This is a genomic window from Jannaschia marina (genome assembly GCF_013404595.1).
Taxonomy (GTDB): domain Bacteria; phylum Pseudomonadota; class Alphaproteobacteria; order Rhodobacterales; family Rhodobacteraceae; genus Jannaschia; species Jannaschia marina.
Map to the genome: position 1 here is coordinate 13,180 of NZ_JABVAX010000020.1, position 22,507 is coordinate 35,686.

Consider the following 22,507-nt stretch of genomic DNA (forward strand, 5'->3'; position numbering starts at 1 on the left):
GGGAAGTAAAGCCGCGATCACTCCACGATGTCGCCGCGCAGGAAAGCCGCCGCCTCGGGTGTCGACGGCCCGGCGAAGAAGCGCGCGGCGGGGCCGCTTTCGTGGATGCGGCCGTGGAGCAGGAAGACGACCTCGTCGGCGATCCGCCGGGCCTGCCCCATGTCGTGCGTCGCCATGACGAGGCGCGTGCCCGAAGCGGCGGCGGCGGTCAGATGGCCTTCGATCTCGCGGGTGGCGGCCCCGTCGAGCGCCGCGCAGGGCTCATCGGCGAACAGCACCTCCGGCATGGTGATGAGCGCACGGGCGAGGGCGAGGCGCTGCATCTCCCCGCCAGAGAGCGAGGGAGCCGATTGCCCGAGCTGCGCCGTCAGGTCGAAGCGTGCGGCGATCTCCTCGGCCTTCGCGCGGGCCCCGGCGCGCGTCACACCGCGCAGGCGCAGGGGATAGGCGAGGTTCGCGAGGACGGAGCGGCGGAGGGCGATCGGATGTTGGAAGACATAGGCCTGTCTCTGCCGGGCCTCCGCTTCGGGGAGGGACCAATCGACGGCTCCTTCGGCCACGCGCTGCAACCCGTGCATCATCCGCAGGAGCGACGTCTTGCCCGAGCCGTTCGGCCCGATCGCGACCGTTACGCCGCACGGCCCGAGGGTCAGGTCGACCGGGCCGACGAGCCGCCTGCCGCGCCGCCGCAAGGTCGCGCCCCGCAGGGTGAGGGGGAGGGCGGCTACCACGTGCCCTGCCGTTCCGTTCGCAGAACCCAGTGGCTCGCCCAGGAGACGACGAGCGCGAGGCCGATCAGGATGAGGCCGAGGCCCACGGCGAGCGCGAACTGCCCCCGCCCCGTCTCGAGCGCGATGGCCGTGGTCAGCACACGCGTGGCCCCGTCGATGTTGCCGCCGACGATCATGATCGCGCCGACCTCCCCGATGGCGCGCCCGAACCCGGCGAGCGCCGCCGTCAGGAGCGCGCGCCGCCCGTCCACGAGGAGCGTGAGGATGCGTTGCCCGCGCGTGGCGTTCATCGAAATGAGGAGGTCGTGATACTCGGACCAGAGGTCGCGCATGGCCTGATGGGCGATCGAGGCGACGAGCGGCGTGATGATGACGACCTGCGCGATGATCATCGCCGTCGGCGTGAAGAGAAGGTTCAGAACGCCGAACGGCCCCGACCGCGACAGAAGCAGGTAGACGACGAGGCCGACGACCACCGGCGGCAGGCCGATGAGCGCATTCAGCGTGGCAATCACCGCCCGCCGCAGACGGAAGCGGCGCACGGCGAGCCAGCCCCCGAGCGGCAGTCCGATGACGCAGGCGATGACGAGCGCAGTCAGCGTCACGCGCAGCGAGCGCAGCGTGATCTCGATCAGCTCCGCGTCGAGCGTCACGATCAGGCGCAGCGCCTCGCCCAGTCCTGCCAACAGATCGCCCATCGTGCCTCCCGCCGGTCAGATGGCCCGGGCGGCGGAGCGGGCGCAAGCCCCCGCGCGCGTCAGGGGCGCAGGTCGACCATCACCTTGACCAGATCGGCACGGTCGGCGGCGAGCCCGGCGAAGCGCCCCGCCAGCTCCTCGAGGGTCAGCGTGGCCGAACAGAGCGCGTCGGCGTCGATGCGGCGGTCGCGGAAAGCCTGCATCACCGTCTCGAAGTCGGCGCGGAGCGCGTTGCGGCTGCCGATGAGGCGCATCTCGCGCTTGTGGAACTCCGGGTCGGCGAAGGTGATGTCGTCCTTCACCACGCTCACCAGGACATAGCTGCCGCCGTGGGCGACGGCGGCAAACCCCGCCTCGATCGCGCGGGCGTTGCCGGTCGCGTCGAAGACCGCATCGAAGCCGTCGCCTTCGGTCGTGGCCATCGCGTCGGCGATCGCGCCGTGGGTGGCGTCGAAGCCGAAGGTGTCGCGCATGGTGGCAAGGCGCGCGGGCGAGATATCGAGGAAGGTCACCTCCGCTTCTGCGATGCGGGCGAAGAGCGCCGTACCAAGGCCGATGGGCCCCGCGCCGGTCACGAGCACACGGTCGCCCGGTCGAAGCTCGGCGCGGGCGGCGGCATGGGCCCCGATGGCGAGAAACTCGACCATCGCGGCCTCGCGCGTCGTGAGGCCCGTCGCGGGGTAGAGGTTGCCCGCCGGCACCGCCAGCTGATCGGCGAGGCCGCCGTCGCGGTGGACGCCCAGAACCTCGATCGCCATGCAGCAATTCGGCTTGCCGCGCGTGCACGCCCGGCATGTCCCGCAGGCGAGATATGGGTTCACCACGACGAGGTCGCCCGCCGCGAAGCCCGCGCTGTCGCGAGCCACCCGCGCCGAGAGCTCGTGCCCGATCACGCGGGGGTAGTTCAGGAACGGGTGCTTGCCTTCGAGGATATGATAGTCCGTGCCACAGATGCCGACCGAGCAGATGTCGAGCAGAACCCAGCCCTCGGGCACCTCGGGCGCGGGCCGCTCCTCTACCGCGAAGGAGCCCGGGGCAACGCAGGTGCCGACCCTCATGCGACCGCCCTCCGCGGGGCCCAGCCTTCCGGCAGCGTGCCTTTGACGATGAGGCTCAGCACGTCGTCCTTGGTGACGTCGCGGATGTCGTGATCGCCTACGTTGGCCCCCTTGTTCATGACCATGACCCGATCACAGAGATCGAAGACATCGTGCATGTCGTGGCTCACGAGGAAGATGCCGATGCCCTCGGCCTTCAGCGTCTTGATGAGGTCCGCGACCATCGCCGTCTCGGAAGGGCCGAGCGCGGCGGTCGGTTCGTCCATGATGAGGATCTTCACGTCGAAATAGATGGCGCGGGCGATGGCGATGACCTGACGCTGCCCGCCCGAGAGGCGCGCGACCGGGTCGCCGAGGTTTTTGAAGTTCGGGTTCAGGCGGTGCAGCGCCTTGCGGGCCTCCGACAGCATCCGCCTGTCGTCGAGGTTGCCCCAGCGGGTCTTCAGTTCCCGGCCGAGGAACAGGTTTGCCGGCGCGTCGAGGTGATTGGCGAGCGCGAGTGTCTGGTAGATCGTCTCGATCCCATGGGCGCGGGCGTCCTGCGGGCTGTCGATGCGGACGGGTTTGCCGTCGACTTCGATATGCCCGCCGCTCGCCGCCATGGCCCCCGAGAGGATGCGCATCAGGCAGGACTTGCCGGCCCCGTTGTGACCCAGCACGCCCACGACCTCGCCCGGGTTGAGCGCGACGGACACGTCCCGCACCGCCTCGACGCCGCCGAAGTGCTTCTCGATCCCGTGCATGGCGACGAGGGGAGGGGACATGGGCTGGCCTTTCGCGGGTTCGGGGGTGGCCCGGAGGCCACCCCACTGGGAGACCCCTCAGTACAGAACGTTCTGCGCTTCGGGGGTTTCGATGTTCTCCTGCGTGACCATCACGACGCCGGTGTCGATGAAGTCCGCGGTCTCGTTGCCGGCGAGGATGTCCATCACCGCCTTCACGCCCAGCTCGCCCATCTGGAAGCTGCCCTGCACGGCCGTTGCGGCGAGGGTGCCGGATTTCACCATGTCCTGCAGGTCGGCGTTGCCGTCGAAGCCGATCGCGACCAGTTCGCCGGCCTTGCCCGCCTGCTCGATGGCGCGGCCCATGCCGATGGCGGTGGGCTCATTCGCGCCGAAGATGCCGACGAGTTCGTTCGCGGCCAGGATGTCGGTCGTCTGGTTGAGCGCCGTCGCCATCTGCGACTGGCTGTAGAACGGCCCGACGATCTCGAGGTCGGAATTGCCCTCGATCTGCTCCACGAAGCAGCCGACGCGCCCGATCTCCGAGCCGACGCCCGCGACGTAGGACATGACGGCGACCTTCCCTTCGGACCCGGCCTGTTCGATCATCATGTCGGCGGCGAGCTTGCCCGCCGCGCAATTGTCGGTCGACAGGAACGCCTGGTAGTACTCCTCGTTTCCTTCGGCGAGGCCGCTGTCGATGATGGCGACGGGAATGCCACTCTCGAAGGCGCGCTTGACGACGGGGGCCAGCGCCTCGGGGTCGGAGGGGGCGAGCACGATCGCCGAAACGCCGCGGTTGATCGCGTTCTCGACGAGGGCCACCTGGTCGTTCACCGCCGATTCGGACGCGGGGCCGTTGAACGTCATCGTGTGCTCCGACTGCCCCTCGATCGCGGCGGTCGCGCCCTTGTTCACGTTCTGCCAGAAGTTCGAGTTCGTGGTCTTCACGATCACCGCGATCTCGCCGGCCTGCGCCGCGCCGGCAAGCAGGGTTGCCGCAATCGTCGTTGCCATGAGTTTCTTCATTGTCTTTCCTCCCTTGGAAATGATCCGGCTACTGCCGGTTACGCATCTGGTCGATGAACACCGCGGCGATCACGACGACACCGATGACGATCTGCTGGATGAAGGCGCTGGTGCCGGCCATGTTGAGGCCGTTGCGCAGCACCCCGATGATGAAGGCCCCGATCATCGAGCCCGAGATCGAGCCGACCCCGCCCATCAGCGACGCGCCGCCGATGACCGACGCCGCGATGGCGTCGAGTTCGTACATGACGCCCTCGTTCGGCTGCACGGTGACGAGGCGGGACATGAGCACCATGCCTGCCACGCCGGCAAGCGCGCCCGAGGCGGTATAGGCCCAGATCTTGGTCGCATCCACGCGCACGCCCGAGAGCCGCGCGGCCTCCTCGTTCGAGCCGACGGCGTAGATGTGGCGGCCGATGGAGCGACGGTTGAGCAGGTAGGCCCCGCCGAGCGCCAGGACGGCGAGCAGGATCACGGGATAGGGGATGCCGGGGAACACGACGCGCGGAAAGCCGTTGGCCCCCTCCTCGACGATGCGGAAGAGGCTGCCGTTGCCCAGCGTGCCGAAGGTGTTGCCGAGACGGCTGATGGGGGCGGCTCCGGTCAGTTGCAGGGCAAGGCCGCGGGCGACCATCATCATGCCAAGCGTCGCGACGAAGGGGGTGATCCGCATCTTGGTGATGACGAAGCCGTTCACCGCGCCACAGGCCGCGCCCGCCGCCACGCCGAGCGCCATGCCGAGCGGCACCGGCGCGCCCGCCTTGATGGCAAGGCCGGCCACGACACCCGCAAGGGCGAGGACGGAGCCGACCGACAGGTCGATGCCGCCGGTGATGATGACGAGGGTCATCCCGATTGCCAGAAGGCCGATCACCGAGGTCTGCAGAAGGATCGTCAGCCCGTTGTTCACCGACAGGAACGCCGGGTTGCCGAAGCTGAAGAGCGCGATCAGCAGCACGAGCGTCGCCAGCGCCGACAGCCGGTGCAACGTCGAGCCGCCGGGCAGACGGCGGCGTTTGCGGGCCGGAGCGGAGGCTATGGTCGTGGCGTCGGTCAAGGCGGATCCGCCAAAGTGTTTTTTCTGGATAAAAGACGCTAGACAGTCGCAATCCGTTCGGTCAAATGTTTTTAATTCCGAAAGACACGTCAACGAATACAACTTTTGGGAGTGCGCCTTGGCCCGCACGAACGTCCGCTTCATCGAAGCCCACAACGCCGCGCTCGACCTGTGTGCCGGGCTCGACGTGGGCGCATCGCTGCCGTCCGAGAACGGGCTGGCGGACCGTCTCGGCGTCAGCCGGACCGTGGTGCGCGGCGTGCTGACCCGCCTCCGGGATGAGGGACTTCTGCGCTGGGCGGGCCGCGAAAAGACCCTGGTTCGCCGGCCCCTGCCGGCCGATCGCCTCGCCGCGCCGGTCCCTCTCCTGTCGGTCGAGGCGCTTGAGGACCGGTTCCTCGACTGGATCCTGCGCCGCGACGTGCCGCCCGGGACGACGCTCAACATCACCAAGCTCTCGCGGCAGTTCGGCGTCGCGCCGCACACGCTGCAGGAGTTTCTCTCCTCGCTCCTGCGATTCGGCATCGTCGAGCGGCGCAAGCGCGGCGGCTGGGTGCTGCGGGGCTTCACGCCGGGCTTTGCCGTCGAGCTGTCGGAGTTCCGCACCCTTCTCGAGCTGGAGGCCGTGCGGCAGCTGATCGACCTGCCCGAGGAGCACCCGGTCTGGCAGCAGCTGGCCGAGATCGAGGCGGATCACCGCGCCCTCCTGACCGAGATCGACACGCGCTACCACGACTTCTCGCGCCTCGACGAGCGGTTTCACATGGCGATCAACGGCGTGGTGACGAACCGCTTCGTCGCCGAGTTCCGCAAGCTGATCTCGCTCATCTTCCATTACCACTTCCAGTGGAACAAATCCGACGAACGGCTGCGCAACGAGGCCGCGATTGAGGAGCATCTCGCCTATCTCGACGCCTTGCGCTCGCGCGACCTCGACCGGGCACTGGCGGCCGGGCGGGCCCATCTGGCCACGTCGAAGCAGACGCTCCTGAAGTCGCTCCGGGTGCAGACCCGGGCCGAGTGAGCGCCTACGACGCGGGAGTCTCCGCGATCCGCGTCAGCATCGGCTTTGGCCCGTCATCGCCCTGCGCCCGGGCCCATCGCAGGAAGGCCCCGATGCGGCGTTCCACCTTGTCGGCATGGTTCTGGGCGATGTCCTCGATCCGGTGGTCGAGATAGGGGTTGGCGAAACGCTCGATCGTCGTCGTCACGTAGGCGCGTGCGCGGTCGCCGAGGCCCGCCGCCTCGAAGGCCGGCAGGATTTCCTGCGCATAGAGCCGGTCGAGCGTTGCGCGGCGGCGCTCCACGAGCTGCCGCACGAGGACCGGGGTGAACTCCGGGTCCTTCAGGTACTGATCTGCCATCCAGCTGTGCGCGGCGTTCAGGATGAAGAGCTTCAGCGCCTCGATCTCGCCAAGGTCCGGCACGACCTCGATGCAGGGGTGATCGCAGGGCACCCGCAGCCCGGCCTGCGCCTCGATCGCCCAGAGCGCATAGGGCTCCGCGACGGCCCCGGCGGGCTCCAGCGGTTGCGAGACGATGCGGTCGACGAGGGAATTGACCCAGGTGACGTCGCTGCGCAGCCACCCGGTGAACGCCTCACCCCGCGCGAGCGTCAGGACGCGATTGCGCAGCGCGATCCCGTTCGCGGGCAGAAGTTCCATCGGCATGATCTGGATCGGGCGCCCACCGGCGGCGTGGCGGGCGGCGAGAAGGCGGGTGAGTTTGCCCGGGAACGACAGCTCCTGCACCGGGCCATCGCCGCCGTCGCCGGGCGCGGGCGCATAACCCCGGTCGCCCGTGTTCGAGAGCACGATCTCGGCCTCGTCGACGAAGACGCGTTCGACCTCCTCCCATACGGTCGCGGTCGAGAGCGTGCGCGCCACGCTCGTCACCCGGGTCGTGCGCTGCACCGGCGTGCCGTCTTCGAGCCCCTCGATCCGCACGTCGAACCCCGCCGCAAGGGCCGCGAGGCGCTCGGCACGCCCGGCGTCCCCGCTCGTCTGCACCACGGTGATCGGGCCCACGTCCTGCCCGGCGTCACGGGCCTCGGAGAAGAAGAGGTCGGCGTGGGCCTGCAGGAAGCGGCTCGTGCCGAACTGGAGGACGGGGGTGCGCATGGGCCGTGACTCCGCAATGGATTTCGGTTTTTAATTAGATGAGACAATCTGCGTCAAGGAGACGAGCGTGGAGGCGATCGACGCGCATCAGCATTTCTGGCGGATAGACCGCGGGGACTACCACTGGATGGACGACAGCGTCGCGCCGATCCGCCGCGACATCCTGCCGGAAGATCTGTCGCCCCACCTGGCGCGGCACGGGATCGGAGGCACCATCCTCGTGCAGGCCGCCGCCACCGAGGCCGAGACCCGCTTCCTGCTCTCGATCGCGGACACCACGCCCTTCGTGCGCTGTGTCGTCGGCTGGGTCGACCTCGCGGCGGAGGACCTGCCCGAGCGGCTCGACGCGCTTTCCCATCCGAAGCTCGTCGGCCTCCGCCCGATGTTGCAGGACATCGAGGAAACGGGGTGGATCGCACGCCCGGAGGCCCGACGCGGCCTTGCCGAGATCGCGCGCCGGGGGTTGCGCTTCGATGCGCTGGTGCAGCCGCGCCACCTGCCGGTGCTGGCCGAGGTCGCCGCCGACCTGCCGGCCCTGCCCGTCGTGATCGACCATTGCGCGAAGCCCCGGATCGCGGGCGTGGCGGACCCGGGGGAGGCGTGGCGGATCGGGATGGAGCGGCTCGCCAGCCTGCCGCAGGTGACATGCAAGCTCTCGGGCCTCGCCAACGAGGCGGGTGACGGCTGGACGGTCGACGGGCTGCGCCCGGTCGCGGATCACGTGCTGGAGGTCTTCGGACCGAACCGGGTCATGTGGGGCAGCGACTGGCCGGTGCTGGAGCTGGCCGGCTCCTACGACGGCTGGATCGCAGCGCGGGATACGCTGCTCTCCGGGTTAGATGCTGGGGAGCGGGCCGAGGTGCTCGGCGGCACCGCCGCGTGTTTTTATGGGACTACCGGCTAGCGCGAAACCATCTCGGCAGTCGCGATCCTTTGGTCTAGGCTCCTCACGGGACCGTGAAACGGAGGAGCCATGGACGGCCAAACGCCCACGATCACGCCGGTCATCCTCTGCGGCGGCTCCGGCACCCGGCTTTGGCCGCTCTCGCGCCGCAGCTACCCCAAGCAGTTCTCAACCCTCGTGGGCGAGGGCAGCCTCTTCCAGCAGACCGCGCTGCGCCTGACGGGGCCAGGCTTCGCTCCGCCAGTCACCGTCACGAACGAGGCGTTCCGCTTCATCGTCAGCCAGCAGCTCGCCGAGGTCGGCGTCTCGCCCGGCGCGATGCTCCTGGAGCCGGAACCGCGCAACACGGCCCCCGCGATCCTGGCCGCGACGCTGCGCGCGGCGCAGCTCGATCCCGACGCGGTGATCCTGGCTGCCCCGGCCGATCACTTCATTCCCGACGGTGACGGCTTCCGCGCCGCCATGCAGGCCGCGATTCCGGCGGCGCAGGAGGGCGAGATCGTCACCTTCGGCATCCAGCCCGACCGGCCGGAAACCGGCTACGGCTACCTTCGGCCCGGCACCGGCTCGACCCCCGTGACCTTCATCGAGAAGCCCGATCGCGCCAGCGCCGACGCGCTTCTGGCCGAAGGCGGCGTTCTCTGGAACGCGGGCATCTTCCTCTTCACCGTGCAGACCCTGATCGCGGCCTTCGCCCGGCACGCACCCGACACGCTCGCGCATGTGCGCGACGCCATCGGGCGCGCGCGGCCCGACCTGGGCTTCCTGCGCCTCGATGCCGGGCCCTGGGCTGCCTGCACCGACCTGTCGATCGACTTCGCGATCATGGAGAAGGCCGACAACCTGACCGTCGTGCCCTACGACGGAGAATGGTCCGACCTCGGCGGCTGGGAGGCCGTGCACCGTCACACGAGCACCGACGCCGACGCCAACGCGCAGCACGGGCCGGCCCTCGCCGTCGCCTGCCGCGAGACGCTCCTGCGGGCCGAGAACGGCGGGCAGCAGATCGTGGGCCTCGGGCTCGACAACATCGTCGCGGTGGCCATGCCCGACGCCGTACTCATCGCCGACCGTGCCCACGCCGAGGAGATCGGGACGGTCGTCAAGACGCTCCGCGCCGAGGGTGTGCCGCAGGCCGACACCTTCCCGAAGGACCACCGACCCTGGGGCTTCTTCGAGCCGCTGATCCTCGGCGAGCGCTTCCAGGTGAAGCGCATCGTCGTGAACCCGGGTGCCGCGCTCAGCCTGCAGAGCCACGTCCACCGCGCCGAACACTGGGTCGTCGTCGCCGGCACCGCCCGTGTGACCATCGGCGAGACCGAGCGCCTCGTGGGCGAGAACCAGTCGGTCTTCATCCCCTTGGGCGAGATGCACCAGCTCGAGAACCCGGGGAAGATGCCGATGGAACTGATCGAGGTGCAGACGGGTGCCTACCTCGGCGAGGATGACATCACGCGGTACGACGATCCTTATGCGCGGTAGGGGTGGGAACGGTTTTCGGAACGAAACGGCCGTTTTCCGCGGGCTCATGAAGAGCCTCTCCTGTGCGACGTTCTCAATAAGGATTCCAGCGCGACATTTTCCCTCGAACACTTCAATCCGGACAAACAACGCGGCCCTCTCTTGCAGGGTCATAAAGCTGCAAAAAGGAGCAGGGCCCGTGGCGCATTCGAACCGTGGTACAGCTTGTCGACGGTCGGGTTCGATGACCTGAGGTCTGTTTCTCTCTCGAATTGAGGTGGGGTTCGTTGCGCGGTGCTCCGCGCCCTTTCTGTGGAGCGCCCGGGCCGAGAGTTTTCGGTTTCTGGTCACGACGGCGGGCTGGGTGATCCGTCGGGAGTGTGGATGTCCGCCGGGGCATTGACCCGATGGCGCTGTAAGGTCGGACCTCGTTGTGATCCTCATGCCAAGCCTCCAGCTGTTCGCGGCTGTCGGCAAGGCTCATGAACCAGTGCACGGTCGGGCACGCGGCCCGGAGCTTCGAGTTGAACGCCTCCCTTTTCGGAACATCGCTGTGCGATGCCCTGCCGGGCAGTGAATGAAGACGTTGCCGGATGGGCTTTCCCAGCCGGGAGACGTCCAGCACGACGGCGTTGGCGCAGGCCCATAGGTCGAGGTCGCACGACGCGAATTCTGAACCGCTATCCACGCGGACCCTCTTCGGATCGCCGCTCACCCGACAGACCCGTTCCAGGGTCTGGACGACGTGCTCTCCGCGGATACGGGAACCGTGGATCGGTCGCCGGGAGTACCGCGAGTAGGTGCCCACGGCCGTCAGGATCCGCAGCTTCTTGCCGTCGCGGGCTGGTCGTGGGCGAAGCCCATTGCCCGGACATCGTTCGGCCCGACGGCTTCCCGGCGATCTTCGCACAGCTTCGCCCTCACCCGCCGCTTGGGATACTTGTCCCTCAACTGAAGGCCCAGCTCGTTGTATGTCCTGCGTGTTTTCTTCATGTTGATACTCAACCCTCTCGCCTGAGCAGCACGTGCACGCGCCGGTACCCGTCGCGCACGCGCGTCTCCGCAATCTTCTGGATCCGTCTCTCGACGGCAGCCTGATCGGCACACCGGGACTTGTCGTGAAACGTCGAGGCGGCGAAACGCAAAGCCCCGTCGCCAGCAGGCTCGAACCAGTGGCACCACACTGGCGACGCCCGCGGATCGACACGCCCACGCGATGCACAGCCCGCGAACCAGCCCGCACATCCCAACAGACAATCGAGGCCCCACTCGGCTCGAACGCGCGCGATAGCTCCCGGGGCACCCGACCGGCGCGAACGAAGCCATCATCTACCGCCTGAATTCCGGCGGAAAGGCTGGGCGGCAACGGATCATCTCGGACACCTCCGGCTATACTCTCAAAGGGTCCGCGAAAGCGGGGCAACTCCAACTCCAGTGCATCGCATCACATGCTTCGAAAGCGCCCGCCCTGTTTGTTTGTTCCACACACCCATGGGTGCATCCGAGATTTCCTCATGATGTCCGTCATCCGAACACTGACTTGGAAAAATCTCTGTAATTAAAATAAAGAGTTATACGATGTCCCGACAAATCAGGCTTGCCGAGTTCAGCACCGAAAATATGACTTCCGATATCCAAAAAATGACTTCGTGCTTCGCACTACCGGTTGAGAATGGAAAAAATGCTGCCCCCGTTCGATGGGGGTCGCACATGAACCTCGGACCGGTCGTTCGACGATCTGTTGGATCCGCTTAGCCGTTCGCTTCTTAGGAGGTGCCCTCTCTTCTCGGTACCGGTCCAGTAGCTTCGTCGTGTCGATCGCCTTTTACTGATCGACAAACGAAGGGGTTCAATTCGTTATCGGCCTCGGTCCGGAGGTAGTACGCTTCAGCGAAATGATCCGCAGCCAGCGTCCGCGCCCCTTTCCGCAACGCCTCCTAGATGGCTCAATCACGATTTCGAGTAATATCCCGAAGCGCCCGGCGGCCGCTTGGATAAGTCGGGCCTGGAGCCGTCTGTTCCGAAGTAGCCCGTCGTCGTCCATGCCGACTTTCGCGGGCATTCGTTGGATGGCTTGTCGCATGGCGACGCCTTCCACGTCGATGTCCATGGGTGGGATCTCGATCGGCTGCGTTCGCCGGGCGAGCGACTTGTCGACGTTGGAAGGGCACGAACCTCCATGGTCCCGCTGAGGATCAGCGATACCGGCCACCGTGCGGACTGCGTCAGGTTGAGGAAGCGCCCGGTGAACATCTCGAGGCTGGCCTTCGAAGCGTGCTTCCCCGCATCCTCGAACTCATCGAGATGCAGGCCGACCATGCGATGCTTCTCCAACTTCCCGATCACGCGGGTGACTAGGCAGTCTTTCGGTGCGAGTGCCGGTGATCGGGTAGCCCAGCTGGCGGAGGATCTCGCAGCACATGGCCTCAACCGATGCCCGGTTGGGCACCGTGACCGTCACCCCCTTCGAGCCGAACTGGCGACCATCGAGGGCCTCGACGCTCTCGGCGTAGAGGTTTGCCGTCATCCGGAACATTCTGGTCCTCCCGGTGCCGGGAGGATCGATCAGAGCCAGTCCCTTGATCCCTCCCGATCCGATCTTCATCCGGTCACCCCGAAGCTCCGGGACGTAGAAAAGGCGAGCGAAGAACTTCTTGAAAGTCGGGGTCGGGACGAATTCATCCCGGAGCTCCAAACAGGTCGCGATCGATGGTTCGACCTGGCCCGACTGCCGGTTGACGAGCGCCTGGAGACTCATTGATCCACCTCCAGTTCGTGCACTGCAAGCGCCGCGGCTCAATGGCTCTGAACCGGCCCACGCTGGTGGGGGTACCGGGGCTTCCTCAACCTCTTCGACCTGTGTCTCGGGCTCAAATGCGTCGGCTTGGAGTATTCCACCTGTTCGGATGTGGCCCTGGTGTTGACGACACCGCGATCGGTCGCCATTTCGTGTGCTGCCGGCCCTGCAGGAGACGCTTCGGTTCCCTCGGTAGGGAGGGACATCTCGAACGGCGACCGATACTCGTCGCGGTCCGTGAACCCCCCCCCGTGCAGGCCCTTGCCAAACTCCTCCTTCGTGGCCCGTTCGTATTCTGCCTGCGTGTAGCTTGGGATGCCGATATCGGCTGATCGCATGATCTTCCGAAGGCGCCCCTGCCAGGTGGCGTGAGCTTCGTCGCACAGCAAACAGGAGCGGGCCAGTTTCTCCTTCGCCGTCTCACGCTTGACGAGTGCCTTCCGTAGCGAGAGACCGCTCAACCGGTCATCCACCGAGGAAATGGAGATCGGATCCTCCTCGATGCAAAGGGCGATCCCCCATGTCGAACGAGTCTACAATGACCTCGACGTTTCTCTCCAAGTCAACGACTCGCGCCTCCGATGCCTTGAGACGTTCGTAACGTAGAAACGCCTTCGCGTACCGATGTCCGACATATCGGATGCCATTTGCCCCGATCAAAGCGTAGACGTGGAAGCCGATGGCCTCACGGAGTCGTGCGGGCGAGGACATCCGAGTGGGTTCGAAGCGATGCCCCAGTCATGAAAGACCACCCATACGGCGTGGGAGTGCGACCACCGAGCGTCCTGCGCTCGTCTTGGTGGTATTCGGCAACGAAGAAAGCGAAGAGCTGTTCGAGCTCATCGTCGGTGATGCAGGCTTCGAGCTGCGGCTTGCGGTCATTGCGCTTGTGCGGCGCTTCCAGTTGCGTCTGGAAGGTGATCCGTCATGTTGAGTTCCGCGGTCCATAAGAAGCGCTCTACGGGCAGTGTGAAGCATTCGGCATTCTCGATCCCCTCCTCGGCATAGGCACCCACGATGCGCTCCACATGCGTGTCGCGCAGGACGTTCTGGGTCTTGGCATTCTCGAAGCACCCCGACGCGCCGACGAACAGGACGTCCTCCACCTCCTTGCACTTGCGCAGCACCAACAGGCAGGTCGGGATGCCCGTGCCCAAGAAGTCTTTGGCCAGCAGTCCGATCACCGCGTCCAGCCCGTTGCGGCGCAAGACGAACTCCCGGATTGCGTCTTCAGCCCCGCCGCGGAAGAGCACGCCATGGGGCAGCAGCACCATCATGGTCCCGTGCCCGGCCAGGTGATGCAATATACGCTGGACGAAGGCGAAGTTCGACCACTTCGCCGAGAAAAGCCGGTTGGGAAGCCTACAGCGGATTCCCTCTCGATGCGTGAAGTCCTGCAGCTGGTCGGCGGTCAGCGCGTCGAGATCCACGATCACGAGCGGGCCCGCGTGGCATTCGCGGAGGATGCTGGACACAACGTGCCATGGGGCGGCGCTTCCGCAGCCACGCTGGCTCCCAACGAAAGCGAATGTCGCAGGCTCGTCCGTCGCATCTATCGCCATCGTCGTGACCGCAAGACGACGCAGGAGCGCCCGGCACCAATGGCTCTTGCCTATCCCAGGCGGCCGACGAGGATCATGGGCGGGAAACGCAGCCCGGCGAGGCCCCGCCGGGCGGAGTCGCGCAGTCCATGCCAGACGACTTCTGTTGCGACGGACATCCACGACATCTCGTCGTACAGGGCGGCCGCGATCTCGTCGGCATCATGCTCTATCTCGATCCGGTTGACCTGCAACCCGTCTTGCAGAATGGAAAGTTCGTTTTTGAGATGCGACAGGCCCGAAGCCGCCTCCTTGCAGCGCACATACGCCCTCGCACGGTCGGTGAGCGGATCGGGTCTGTCGTAAAACTCATCTTCCGCGTGGCGTCTTGCCCGTCGGGGGTATGCGTCATCGAAGGCTTCATTTGCTCGGGACAAACGCAGCTGGCGGAGGAAGACTCTCAGGCGACTCTGGACCGTTATCTGGCGGGGGACCGGGTCGAAGCACAACCGGTGGGAGGGAATGACAGACGTGACAGTAGGTATATCAACCTCCTTTCGAAGCGCGGCGCGTAGGCCGCGAGGGACAGCCGTGGCCTCCAACGGGCATGAGCGGCGACGATCAAAAGGTTCCGGAGTCCTTGGCTCTCAGAATTTGTTGGGCTGGCGACCCCGGTAGGACGGGAAGAGGTTTTAATGGGCAAAGACTTAGGTTTGTCCAACCGTGGTTGGCGAGCATTGAAAAGATTGCCGCTTATTTTGCGTTTTCCAACCTCCAGAGGCCGAGGACTTCGCGCTTGTCGTTTCGACTTCACCCGGTCGCTTCGTTGAACCTCTATGAACGACATCCCCTCTATCCAGGACCCTCTGCGTCACTGTGTGATCGCGATCAGTCCTCCGGCCGCCAGTCCGGGTCGTCGAGCCATGTTTGGAGCAGGATTGGGGTGTTCGGGTCACCGGTCAGGGCGCGGCGACGGGCGCGGGTGAGGGCTTCGACCTCGGACTTCAGATCGGGCGCCCTGTCAGAGAACACGTCGGCGGCCCGGACGTCGATGCGCAGGAGGTAGAGGTCGGGGACCTCGTCGGGCGGGCTGCTGCCGGCCGCGGCGGGCGGAATCGAATAGCCGCTCGGCCCGTCGTTGAAGCTCTCGACGGTGATCTGGGCGGTGGTGCCGGGCCGTCCGCAGACGCGGAAGCGCGACAAGGTGTGCGCGTTGACCATCTTCTCGGCGATGCTGCCGGGAGTGAATTCGGGACGGTGGAAGACCCGCTCCCATCCCGCGCGCGTCATTGCCGCGTCGATGTCTTCGGCCAGCGCGCGGGCGGCGTCGAACGCGAGCGGCTCCATCGGCAGGACGGCATTCACGGAAACGATCCACAAGGCTTCGTATGACACTGAGGTCATACGACCCGCCGATAACGCTACGGGGTCGCAGCCGTCATCCGAGAACCGAACGATGTATCCGTCCGGTCCGTCGTTCGACGACGCCAAGGCTTGGAAAAAGAGTGCTCCGACGTCCTTCAGCCCTTCGATTCCGACCGTTCCCAGATCAAGGACCGAGGGCGGCAGCTCGAGAAGGTCGGGGACGGACCCGAGGAGCCGGAGCTCCAGCGTTGCGGGAGGGTCAAGCGTCACGGGCGCGTCACGGCCCATGCGCCACGCGGCGAAGGCTGCACCGAGGCCCGCGACCCCGAGCGCCAATGCAAGCGCAACGAAGCGTCGGTTGACCATCTTCGTCTCCTCATCGCGTGATCCCCTCGATCTCGTACATGCGATCGATCAAGTCGCCGTAGTAATCAACCCGATCCAGCGGGTTCGTGATGTCGCGGTCCCCTAGCGGCACAAGGTTGTCGCGCGTGCAGGTCTTCGCCACCGGGATCGATGTCTGGTCGCCCGGCATCAGCCCCTCACCTTGGGCCATGTCCTCGAAGCCGGTCGGATGGCGGTCGTAGACGGGCTGGACCACGCGCCTCTATTCGTAAACTGCAACTTGGTCCGCGGCCCCGCGCAGGTCGCCCGCCTCCATCTTCTCCAGGGCTTCCATGATGTCGGGCGGCACCTCGACCGCGCCCTCCGCGGCGCATTCCCTCAGCTTCTCCAGCCCGCAATTCGCTGCGAACCGGGCGGGGTGGATGCTGTTGAAGATCGTGGTGTTCGCGTCTTTCAGAGCGTCGAGCATGCCGTCCGCGGAGATGAACCCGTCGGGTGCCAGACGGGAGAGTAAGCTATCCGCCTCCTTCATCGCGCAGCCGCCCTGGACCGACACGTAGGAGGCGAGGCGGACCCAGTCGTTTTCGGGCATGTCGCGGGCCAGCGTCTCGTAGGCCTCCGTGATTGCCACGTTGCGGTCGATGGCCCCGGGGACGCGGTTGATCCGGTCCACCTCGGCCTGCACCTACGCCGCCGCCTCCTCGCAGGTATCGGGACAGGTGGCCGTCGCGGAGGGGCTGGCGGTCTGGGTGCTGAAGTCCTGCGGCACGTCAGGCGGCCCCTCGCGTCGGAGCGGGGACCAGGCGGTCGAGCAGGCGGGTGCACTTGCGTTCCTGCGACCATCCCGGCCTAGCCGTTATCTGTCTTACGTCGTCGCGGTCGAGCACGTCGGGGCCGTGATGCCAGATGATCTCCATGAGGTCGCGCACATGGGCGTCGGCGCGGAAGGTCGTGCGATCGTATACGACACATCGCAGGGTGCGCGCGCGGTCGAGGCGGACTTCAGGAGGCATCGCTGCCGCCCCCGGGATATGCGCGGCCGCATAATCCGAGAGGCGAGCATCGAGCGGCGCGGCCCGCGCATCTTCCAGCGCGTCGACCTGCGCCGCGTCCAGGGTGATTGGGTCGGACGATACAATCACCTCGGTATCGGGCGGGACCATCGTCACCAGCCCCTCGGCCCCCGCATCGGGATCGACGGTCAAAAGCCCCAGGGCGGGACCGAGGAGACGTGCCGTCTGATCTGGCCGTAGGATGGGGGCGAGGGCCGCAAGCACACGTCCGTCGGCGTGGCGAAAGGTCACCTCCTCGGTACCGCTGACGTCGGGGTGCCGCGGACGGGGCCGCCTGGCGAGCCGGATCAGGTTCAGCCCGCGAAGATGGCGGCGGACGGCATCGGCATCCGCCCCGTCGGGAAAAGCGTGCAGAACGGGCGCATGCTCCAGATGCGCGGTCATCAGGCGGTCCAGCGCCATGCGGACCTCCGCCTCCGCCCGCGCCACGGGCGGGGCCTCCGACAGCTGGCCGCCGCCGGTCTCGTCGCCGGCTCCAGGGCCCTGCGCATGTCATCGGCCAGCGCCGCCGCGACGATCTCCGGGTCCACGTCCGGATCAAAGGCCGGCGCGGGCCGGCGTTGCGGTGCAAGGTCCGGCACGATCATCCAGGGCCCGGCCTCGACCTGCTGACGCGTCAGGCTGCCACCGAGGAGCGGCGCGCCCCAAAGATCCAGCTCTTCGAGCATGTCCGACATCGACGGGATCCGCCCGCCGTCGAGTGTCACGACGAGGCGAAGCCCCGCGTCAAGCGCATGGGCGATCGCCGCATCGACCGCGGCCTGCAGATCCGACGGGGGAGGCGAGGCGGACACCGGTCAACCCTTGGCGAAGGGCGTGCCCGCGGCGGCGGTCGCCCGCTGACATTCGCTCTTGCGCGCGGCGGGCGGCAGCAGCGAGCAGAGCTGCCCGCGGGAGGCCGGACTTTGGATGAAGCGGTAGATACCGAGGGCGATCTCCTCGCCTTCCTGCCAGACGTTGCGGCCACCCATGTTGTCGGCGTGGAAGGATATGTTGAAATAGCTTCGCAGGATCGCGGTCTCGAAGGGCTCAAGAGCGTCGCGAGTTTCACGTTCCGTCAGGGGTGTCCCTGGAGCGCCAAGTTCTCCAACATAGCTAATTTTATCGAAGATGGCTTGGTTGAAGGTGACGTTGTAAAGACTCTCGACTGTGATCAAGTCCTTCGAGTCTTTCAGAAAAAATTCCGCCATCCCGATGACCGTTCCCAAATACAACACACGTGGGTCGTAGCTGATGGCGTTCGCATCCGTACGGAACGCGCCGACCAGTTCGCGGACCGCGTAGGACAGCCTGTCGTCCACCCGGTCCGCCGCGCCGATCATCTCGTCAAGTTCCGGGTCGAGCCGCTGCCGAAGCGCGTTCCGCAGGGGAACCTGCGCCTGCATCGTGTCGCGCATGAAGTGCAGCATCTGCGCGACGGCGTCCGTGTACGGCAGATTCTGCCGCTTCACCCAATGGTCGAAGCGCATGATCGCGGCGAGGACATCCGCGTCGGTCGATATCTCCGCCATCCGCGCGCGTTCGAGCAGCTGCGTCTCCGTGACCTCGGGAAACCGTCCCATGCCTATCGCTCCAATACATTGTCGAGGCTGTCCATCGGGGGGACGTCATACAGCCATTCGAAGCGGTCCGAGGCCGGGTTGTATTCCCACCTCACGTAAGGGCGATCGGCGCATTGCCTGGCAGGTCGCGCCGCGTGGTCATCACCTTGGTGCTGGAAAGGTGCGACAGGCGCGCGGAGCATAGCTATCACCCAGGCACGCAACAGCGATGCCGTTGAGGACGGCGTCCGGGGACGCACCGATGGCCGGCGTTGGCGGGAAGTGGCAGACGTAGCCGGAACCGGTGTCAGCGAGGCGGATGCCGCTGGGCATCCTCAGTCTCCTCCCCGCATCGCAATGAAACCGAGCCCCATTAGGGCGACGCCGACGGCAGCCGCGATCCAGAGCTGCGACACGATGCCGCCAAGCAGTAGCATAAACCCAACGCCCGTCAGCAGTTGACCGCCAAAGTCGACCGCTGACCGCAGGAGGTAGCGCAGGAAGCCCATCACGACCGTCCGCCCGCCCGACCAAAGTCAAGCAGCGCCTGGATGAACTCGCGGTAGAGTTCGAAGTCGGGACCGAGTGCGTCCATGAACTCCGCACTCTCGGTCAGCGATTGCGCCGCACGAAAGAGGGTGACGTATGTTTCCGTGTCGATCTCGGCCTCCGCATCGCCAGTGATCCACGCGATGAAAATCTCGATAATGCCGAAGTCGCTCGGGTGCTTGTGCGATGCATGGATCGCCGAGCCCCACATCAGCATGATCGTGTTCGTCCAGGCGATACCCCTGGTCTCGAGGTTTCCCCCGCCGCACCGCCTGATCCTGCTCTGCATCCAACGCGTGAAGAACTGGCCTGACGCATAGCGGCCGACGATCTGCGCGCGGCGCTCCTCATCCGGAATCGCCCGGTCCAAGGCTCGATCGAAGGCCTCACGATCCTCGGGCAGCATGTGGTCCCGCGCTGCGTTCTGCGCGGTCTCGTTGGTGAGGAGCCGCCAAAGCAGCCCGCGGAAGATGAGGTAGTAGATCACCCGCACGCCAGCACCGAGAACGTCGAGGATCCGGTCGCGGTGGTAGAAGCAGTTCTGCTGGACCCGGGCCCCATAGAAACCGGCGTGGCCGAGGATCCAATGCACGCAGAGCGTGTAGTCGAACGGCCACGAATACGCGCCCTCGGCGGCTCCGGAGATCATCGCTCGGATGCGTTCCCACGCCGAGGGCGGGTTCTTGTTCGCGGCCTGGATCAAGAAGTCCGGATCTGTATCGGGAATCTCGATCTCAAGAGCTTCGTTTTCGCCGTCACCGCCCCCGCTGACGACCTCTCCATCGAAAGTTATGCCATCCTGCGCCATCGTGTCCTCAATTCAGGTCTACACGGCCCGACAGAACCGCGAACGTCTTGCGTGCCCTGGCCTTGAAGGCATCGGTGAACAGAGAAACGCGCTCGCCCAAGGAGAGATTGAGGGTCCGCCCACTGATCTGGACGCGACCGTCAGAATGGAGCGCTAGCCGCGCTCTCCCGCAGACGAGCTCGATCTTCCGGGCCGCTTGAACAATCCTCTTCTCACCGGCGCTATCGACGTGGTTTCCACCGACTGCCACGTCGAGATGGGTCCCGACGTCAAGGCTCATATCTCTGCCGATCTGCTGATCCCATCTCTGGCCGACCGAGTAGACGACATGCCGGTCGACAGTATGACCTGCGCTGCCCTGTACCCGCATCGAGAGGTTGCCCTCTCCCCGCTGGGAGCGGCCGCGCTCGCCGAACTCGACGCCCAAGGATCCCACGCCTTGCCAGTAGTCAAGAGAAGCCGCTCCGTTCACGTTGCCCACATAGGCGGGGCCGACGCTCAGGGTCATGTTGCCTCCGACAACGTCGTCGCTGTTGTTGTCGACCTCGAACGCGCGGTTGTGCCCAACAGACTGGACGAAGTTGTTGTCGATTCGCTCCGTGTGGTTGTGGCGGACCTTCTCGTTTCGGTCCTTCTGGGCATGGACGAAGATCTCTTCCTCGCCCTTCTCGTCCTCGAACCTGAGCTCGTTGAACCCGCGCCCCTGATGGGTGTCCGTCCTGAACGTCGAACGCGTCTTGTGCTCGGGCAGCTCGTAGGGCGGCCTGTTCGCGCCGTTGTAGACGCACCCCGTGACGATGGGTTTGTCGGGGTCTCCGCGGAGGTGTTCGACGATGACCTCCATGCCGATGCGGGGAATGACCATCCCGCCCCAGCCCTTCGACGCCCAGTTCTGGCTGACCCGCATGCGCATGGTGTGCGCGCCGTCGAGGTCCCAGTGGTAGCGCGCCAGGATGCGGCCGTGCTCGTCGCAGTCGATCTCGCCTTCGCCGACGACGACGGCCGTTTCCGGGCCTTGGACCTTCGGCGATTGCGTGCGACGCTCCGGCACCAGCGGCGCGTCGTCGGGCATGAGTACGTAGGTCCCCTCGTAGGGCGTCTCGTCGCCGCCCGCCTCGCCGGTGCCGTAGGCCTGGGAGCGGAACCGATGCGTCGCCTTCAGACACAGGAACGTCCGACCCGTCGCCCGCGCGATCTCGTCACCCCCGAGCGTCACCCGCCCGCCCGCCGCGAGCGAGGCCACGAAGCCCGTCGCCCGGTGGCGCGGGGCCTGACCGCGTTCCGCATCCGCCCGGCGGGCCACGACGCCGCGGCCTTCGCCCTGGTCGAGGTAGTCGCCCGGCCAGTCGTAGCTCTCGACCTGGCCGTGGGCGTGGGTCGCGTCACCGAGACGGTCCACCTCCTGCGCGGCCTTGGGCGTCTTGAAGTTGTACTCCGTCAGCCGCACCGCCCCCGTGGTGATCCGGTCGGCGGTCGACCACGTGCGGAAGTGCTCCTCCTCGGCCAGGTGATGACCCTCGACGCCGTAATAGGGACGGCTGCCGCCGGGCACGAGCGCGTGGCTCTCGGGGATATCCGTCAGCCGCATCGCGTGGGTGCCGGCCCCGTGCACCCAGGACCAGGTGATCCCGAAGCGCTCCAGCTGGCGGCGCACGAAGTCGGCGTCGCTCTCGCCGTATTGGACGGTGTATTCGAGGACGGGATAGGTCTCGCTGAGCGCCACCTCCAGATGCGGATCGCCGAGGTCGGCGTAGGCGCCCAGCACCTCCTCGACGATCTGCACGACGGTCCTGTTGTGAAAGATCCGCATGTTCCGCCGCAGTCCGGCCACGTGCAGCCAGGGCAGCAGCACGAGGTCATACCGGAACCCGTTCTCGGACACGCCCGCATGGCTCGCCTCGCACACCACCCCGTCGAAGTGCCGCGTCCCGCCCGCGCGGTCGACCTCCACCGTCGCATGGGTGCCGAGCAGCGCGTGCAGGTCCACGTCACCCCGCGTCGACAGCGCCTCGACCCGCCACTCGAAATCGCCGCTGAGCTCCTCTGTCCCGTCCATCCGCAACAGGACCAACGCGTCCTTGCCCAGAGCCGTCGTGAGCCGCCCCTGACGGGCGTCCTGCGAGAAAAACGCGTTCATCTAATCGACCGCCTCCAAGACGGGGCTTCAAAATCAAATCCAAATGGGACCACCATCCTCAAAGAGAGCGGCGAGAGCAAGGCGAAGGCGGCGTAGCGGCCGTACCCCGCCGCCGACATGCCGCCGCCCTCACTCCGGGGGCGCTTCGGAGAAGCGCTGCGTCGATCTTATCAGGGCCCACAACCGCGCCTGGAGGTCCAGGTCCGACAAGTCGCCCACAGAGGCTATGCTCGACCGCCGTCGGAACGAGGTCTCGGTCCTCCCCAACCTCGAAGGACGCAGTCGTCCTGCTATCCGGCCACGCCTGCGGTGTGACGGTCAGCTCTTAGCCCATGGTTAAGAACTCCGTTTCCTCAAAGGCCGTATCGTTCGCCTCTGCGAAGACGCAGAAGAACTTCACGAGGATCGCGTCCTGCATGTCGAGCGCAGTCGAACCGGTACCGATGCGGAACTGAGGTGCTCCCCGATCCTTGGACAGGATCTGGCGTTTTCTAAGCTACTCTCTGGGCCTCCTGGTCGGGTTGCATGATCGTCGTGCCGGCGCGGTAGACCACGTCCGGTGGTTGTCCGT

General features: G+C 66.3%; 22 protein-coding genes and 1 pseudogene. 3 read left to right on the plus strand and 20 right to left on the minus strand.

Annotation, left to right across the window (positions count from 1 at the left end):
• Positions 1-17: 17 nt before the first annotated feature.
• From HSX43_RS18360 to HSX43_RS18385, 6 genes are read right to left on the minus strand one after another with little or no spacing between them, the layout of a single operon-like run.
• Positions 18-731 (minus strand): ATP-binding cassette domain-containing protein, encoded by a 714-nt coding sequence (locus HSX43_RS18360; RefSeq protein ID WP_179381598.1) that lies wholly within the window; start codon positions 729-731, stop codon positions 18-20.
• Entirely contained in the window at positions 725-1,429 is a 705-nt protein-coding gene (locus HSX43_RS18365; RefSeq protein WP_179381599.1) for an ABC transporter permease, read from the minus strand. Before HSX43_RS18365 ends, HSX43_RS18360 begins: the two co-directional genes overlap by 7 nt.
• Before the next feature lie 59 nt (positions 1,430-1,488).
• Positions 1,489-2,487 carry a zinc-binding alcohol dehydrogenase family protein gene (locus HSX43_RS18370; protein WP_179381600.1) on the minus strand — a complete coding sequence of 333 codons (999 nt, stop codon included), beginning with the start codon at positions 2,485-2,487 and terminating at the stop codon, positions 1,489-1,491.
• Positions 2,484-3,251, minus strand: a complete 768-nt coding sequence (locus tag HSX43_RS18375; protein ID WP_208454668.1) for an ATP-binding cassette domain-containing protein — start codon at positions 3,249-3,251, stop codon at positions 2,484-2,486. Before HSX43_RS18375 ends, HSX43_RS18370 begins: the two co-directional genes overlap by 4 nt.
• A gap of 57 nt (positions 3,252-3,308) precedes the next feature.
• The gene (locus tag HSX43_RS18380; protein WP_179381601.1) at positions 3,309-4,238 is read right to left on the minus strand and encodes an ABC transporter substrate-binding protein; all 930 of its coding nucleotides are present in this window, start codon (positions 4,236-4,238) and stop codon (positions 3,309-3,311) included.
• 28 nt (positions 4,239-4,266) lie between these two features.
• The gene (locus tag HSX43_RS18385) at positions 4,267-5,295 is read right to left on the minus strand and encodes an ABC transporter permease (RefSeq protein ID WP_208454669.1); all 1,029 of its coding nucleotides are present in this window, start codon (positions 5,293-5,295) and stop codon (positions 4,267-4,269) included.
• A 118-nt stretch (positions 5,296-5,413) separates the two neighbouring features.
• On the opposite strand from HSX43_RS18385, the gene HSX43_RS18390 reads away from it, so the two are divergent.
• Positions 5,414-6,319, plus strand: a complete 906-nt coding sequence (locus HSX43_RS18390; RefSeq protein WP_179381602.1) for a GntR family transcriptional regulator — start codon at positions 5,414-5,416, stop codon at positions 6,317-6,319.
• Positions 6,320-6,323: 4 nt separating this feature from the next.
• Here HSX43_RS18390 and HSX43_RS18395 read toward each other — a convergent pair whose 3' ends face one another.
• A complete protein-coding gene (locus tag HSX43_RS18395; protein WP_179381603.1) occupies positions 6,324-7,415 on the minus strand; it encodes a mannitol dehydrogenase family protein in 1,092 nt (363 codons plus the stop codon).
• 67 nt (positions 7,416-7,482) lie between these two features.
• Between HSX43_RS18395 and HSX43_RS18400 the strand changes: the two genes are divergently transcribed.
• Positions 7,483-8,319 (plus strand): amidohydrolase family protein, encoded by an 837-nt coding sequence (locus HSX43_RS18400; protein WP_179381604.1) that lies wholly within the window; start codon positions 7,483-7,485, stop codon positions 8,317-8,319.
• Positions 8,320-8,388: 69 nt separating this feature from the next.
• The gene (locus HSX43_RS18405; protein ID WP_179381605.1) at positions 8,389-9,801 is read left to right on the plus strand and encodes a mannose-1-phosphate guanylyltransferase/mannose-6-phosphate isomerase; all 1,413 of its coding nucleotides are present in this window, start codon (positions 8,389-8,391) and stop codon (positions 9,799-9,801) included.
• A 379-nt stretch (positions 9,802-10,180) separates the two neighbouring features.
• Here the strand turns inward: HSX43_RS18405 and HSX43_RS19730 are convergent.
• The 13 genes and pseudogenes from HSX43_RS19730 to HSX43_RS18470 form a co-directional block, all read right to left on the minus strand.
• Positions 10,181-10,925 (minus strand): annotated as a pseudogene (locus tag HSX43_RS19730) (integrase core domain-containing protein); the annotation flags it as partial.
• 1,151 nt (positions 10,926-12,076) lie between these two features.
• Positions 12,077-12,538 (minus strand): hypothetical protein, encoded by a 462-nt coding sequence (locus HSX43_RS18415; RefSeq protein WP_179381607.1) that lies wholly within the window; start codon positions 12,536-12,538, stop codon positions 12,077-12,079.
• Between the two features lie 917 nt (positions 12,539-13,455).
• Positions 13,456-14,052, minus strand: coding sequence for an N-6 DNA methylase (locus tag HSX43_RS18420; RefSeq protein WP_328795523.1), 597 nt, complete (start codon positions 14,050-14,052; stop codon positions 13,456-13,458).
• A gap of 137 nt (positions 14,053-14,189) precedes the next feature.
• Entirely contained in the window at positions 14,190-14,441 is a 252-nt protein-coding gene (locus HSX43_RS18425) for a hypothetical protein (protein WP_179381609.1), read from the minus strand.
• A gap of 565 nt (positions 14,442-15,006) precedes the next feature.
• Positions 15,007-15,849: a hypothetical protein gene (locus HSX43_RS18430; protein WP_179381610.1), complete on the minus strand. Its 843-nt coding sequence runs from the start codon at positions 15,847-15,849 to the stop codon at positions 15,007-15,009.
• Between the two features lie 10 nt (positions 15,850-15,859).
• Positions 15,860-16,084: a hypothetical protein gene (locus HSX43_RS18435; RefSeq protein ID WP_179381611.1), complete on the minus strand. Its 225-nt coding sequence runs from the start codon at positions 16,082-16,084 to the stop codon at positions 15,860-15,862.
• Positions 16,085-16,090: 6 nt separating this feature from the next.
• Positions 16,091-16,513 carry a DUF2515 family protein gene (locus tag HSX43_RS18440; protein WP_179381612.1) on the minus strand — a complete coding sequence of 141 codons (423 nt, stop codon included), beginning with the start codon at positions 16,511-16,513 and terminating at the stop codon, positions 16,091-16,093.
• Positions 16,514-16,598: 85 nt separating this feature from the next.
• Positions 16,599-17,303 (minus strand): hypothetical protein, encoded by a 705-nt coding sequence (locus tag HSX43_RS18445; RefSeq protein ID WP_179381613.1) that lies wholly within the window; start codon positions 17,301-17,303, stop codon positions 16,599-16,601.
• A complete protein-coding gene (locus HSX43_RS18450) occupies positions 17,285-17,695 on the minus strand; it encodes a hypothetical protein (RefSeq protein ID WP_179381614.1) in 411 nt (136 codons plus the stop codon). The genes HSX43_RS18445 and HSX43_RS18450 overlap by 19 nt, the downstream gene beginning before the upstream one ends.
• A gap of 3 nt (positions 17,696-17,698) precedes the next feature.
• Positions 17,699-18,463 carry a hypothetical protein gene (locus HSX43_RS18455; RefSeq protein WP_179381615.1) on the minus strand — a complete coding sequence of 255 codons (765 nt, stop codon included), beginning with the start codon at positions 18,461-18,463 and terminating at the stop codon, positions 17,699-17,701.
• Positions 18,464-18,777: 314 nt separating this feature from the next.
• Positions 18,778-18,951 carry a hypothetical protein gene (locus tag HSX43_RS18460; RefSeq protein WP_179381616.1) on the minus strand — a complete coding sequence of 58 codons (174 nt, stop codon included), beginning with the start codon at positions 18,949-18,951 and terminating at the stop codon, positions 18,778-18,780.
• Positions 18,951-19,799, minus strand: a complete 849-nt coding sequence (locus HSX43_RS18465) for a hypothetical protein (RefSeq protein WP_179381617.1) — start codon at positions 19,797-19,799, stop codon at positions 18,951-18,953. The genes HSX43_RS18460 and HSX43_RS18465 overlap by 1 nt, the downstream gene beginning before the upstream one ends.
• Positions 19,800-19,806: 7 nt before the next feature.
• Entirely contained in the window at positions 19,807-21,936 is a 2,130-nt protein-coding gene (locus HSX43_RS18470) for a type VI secretion system Vgr family protein (protein ID WP_179381618.1), read from the minus strand.
• Positions 21,937-22,507 lie beyond the last annotated feature (571 nt).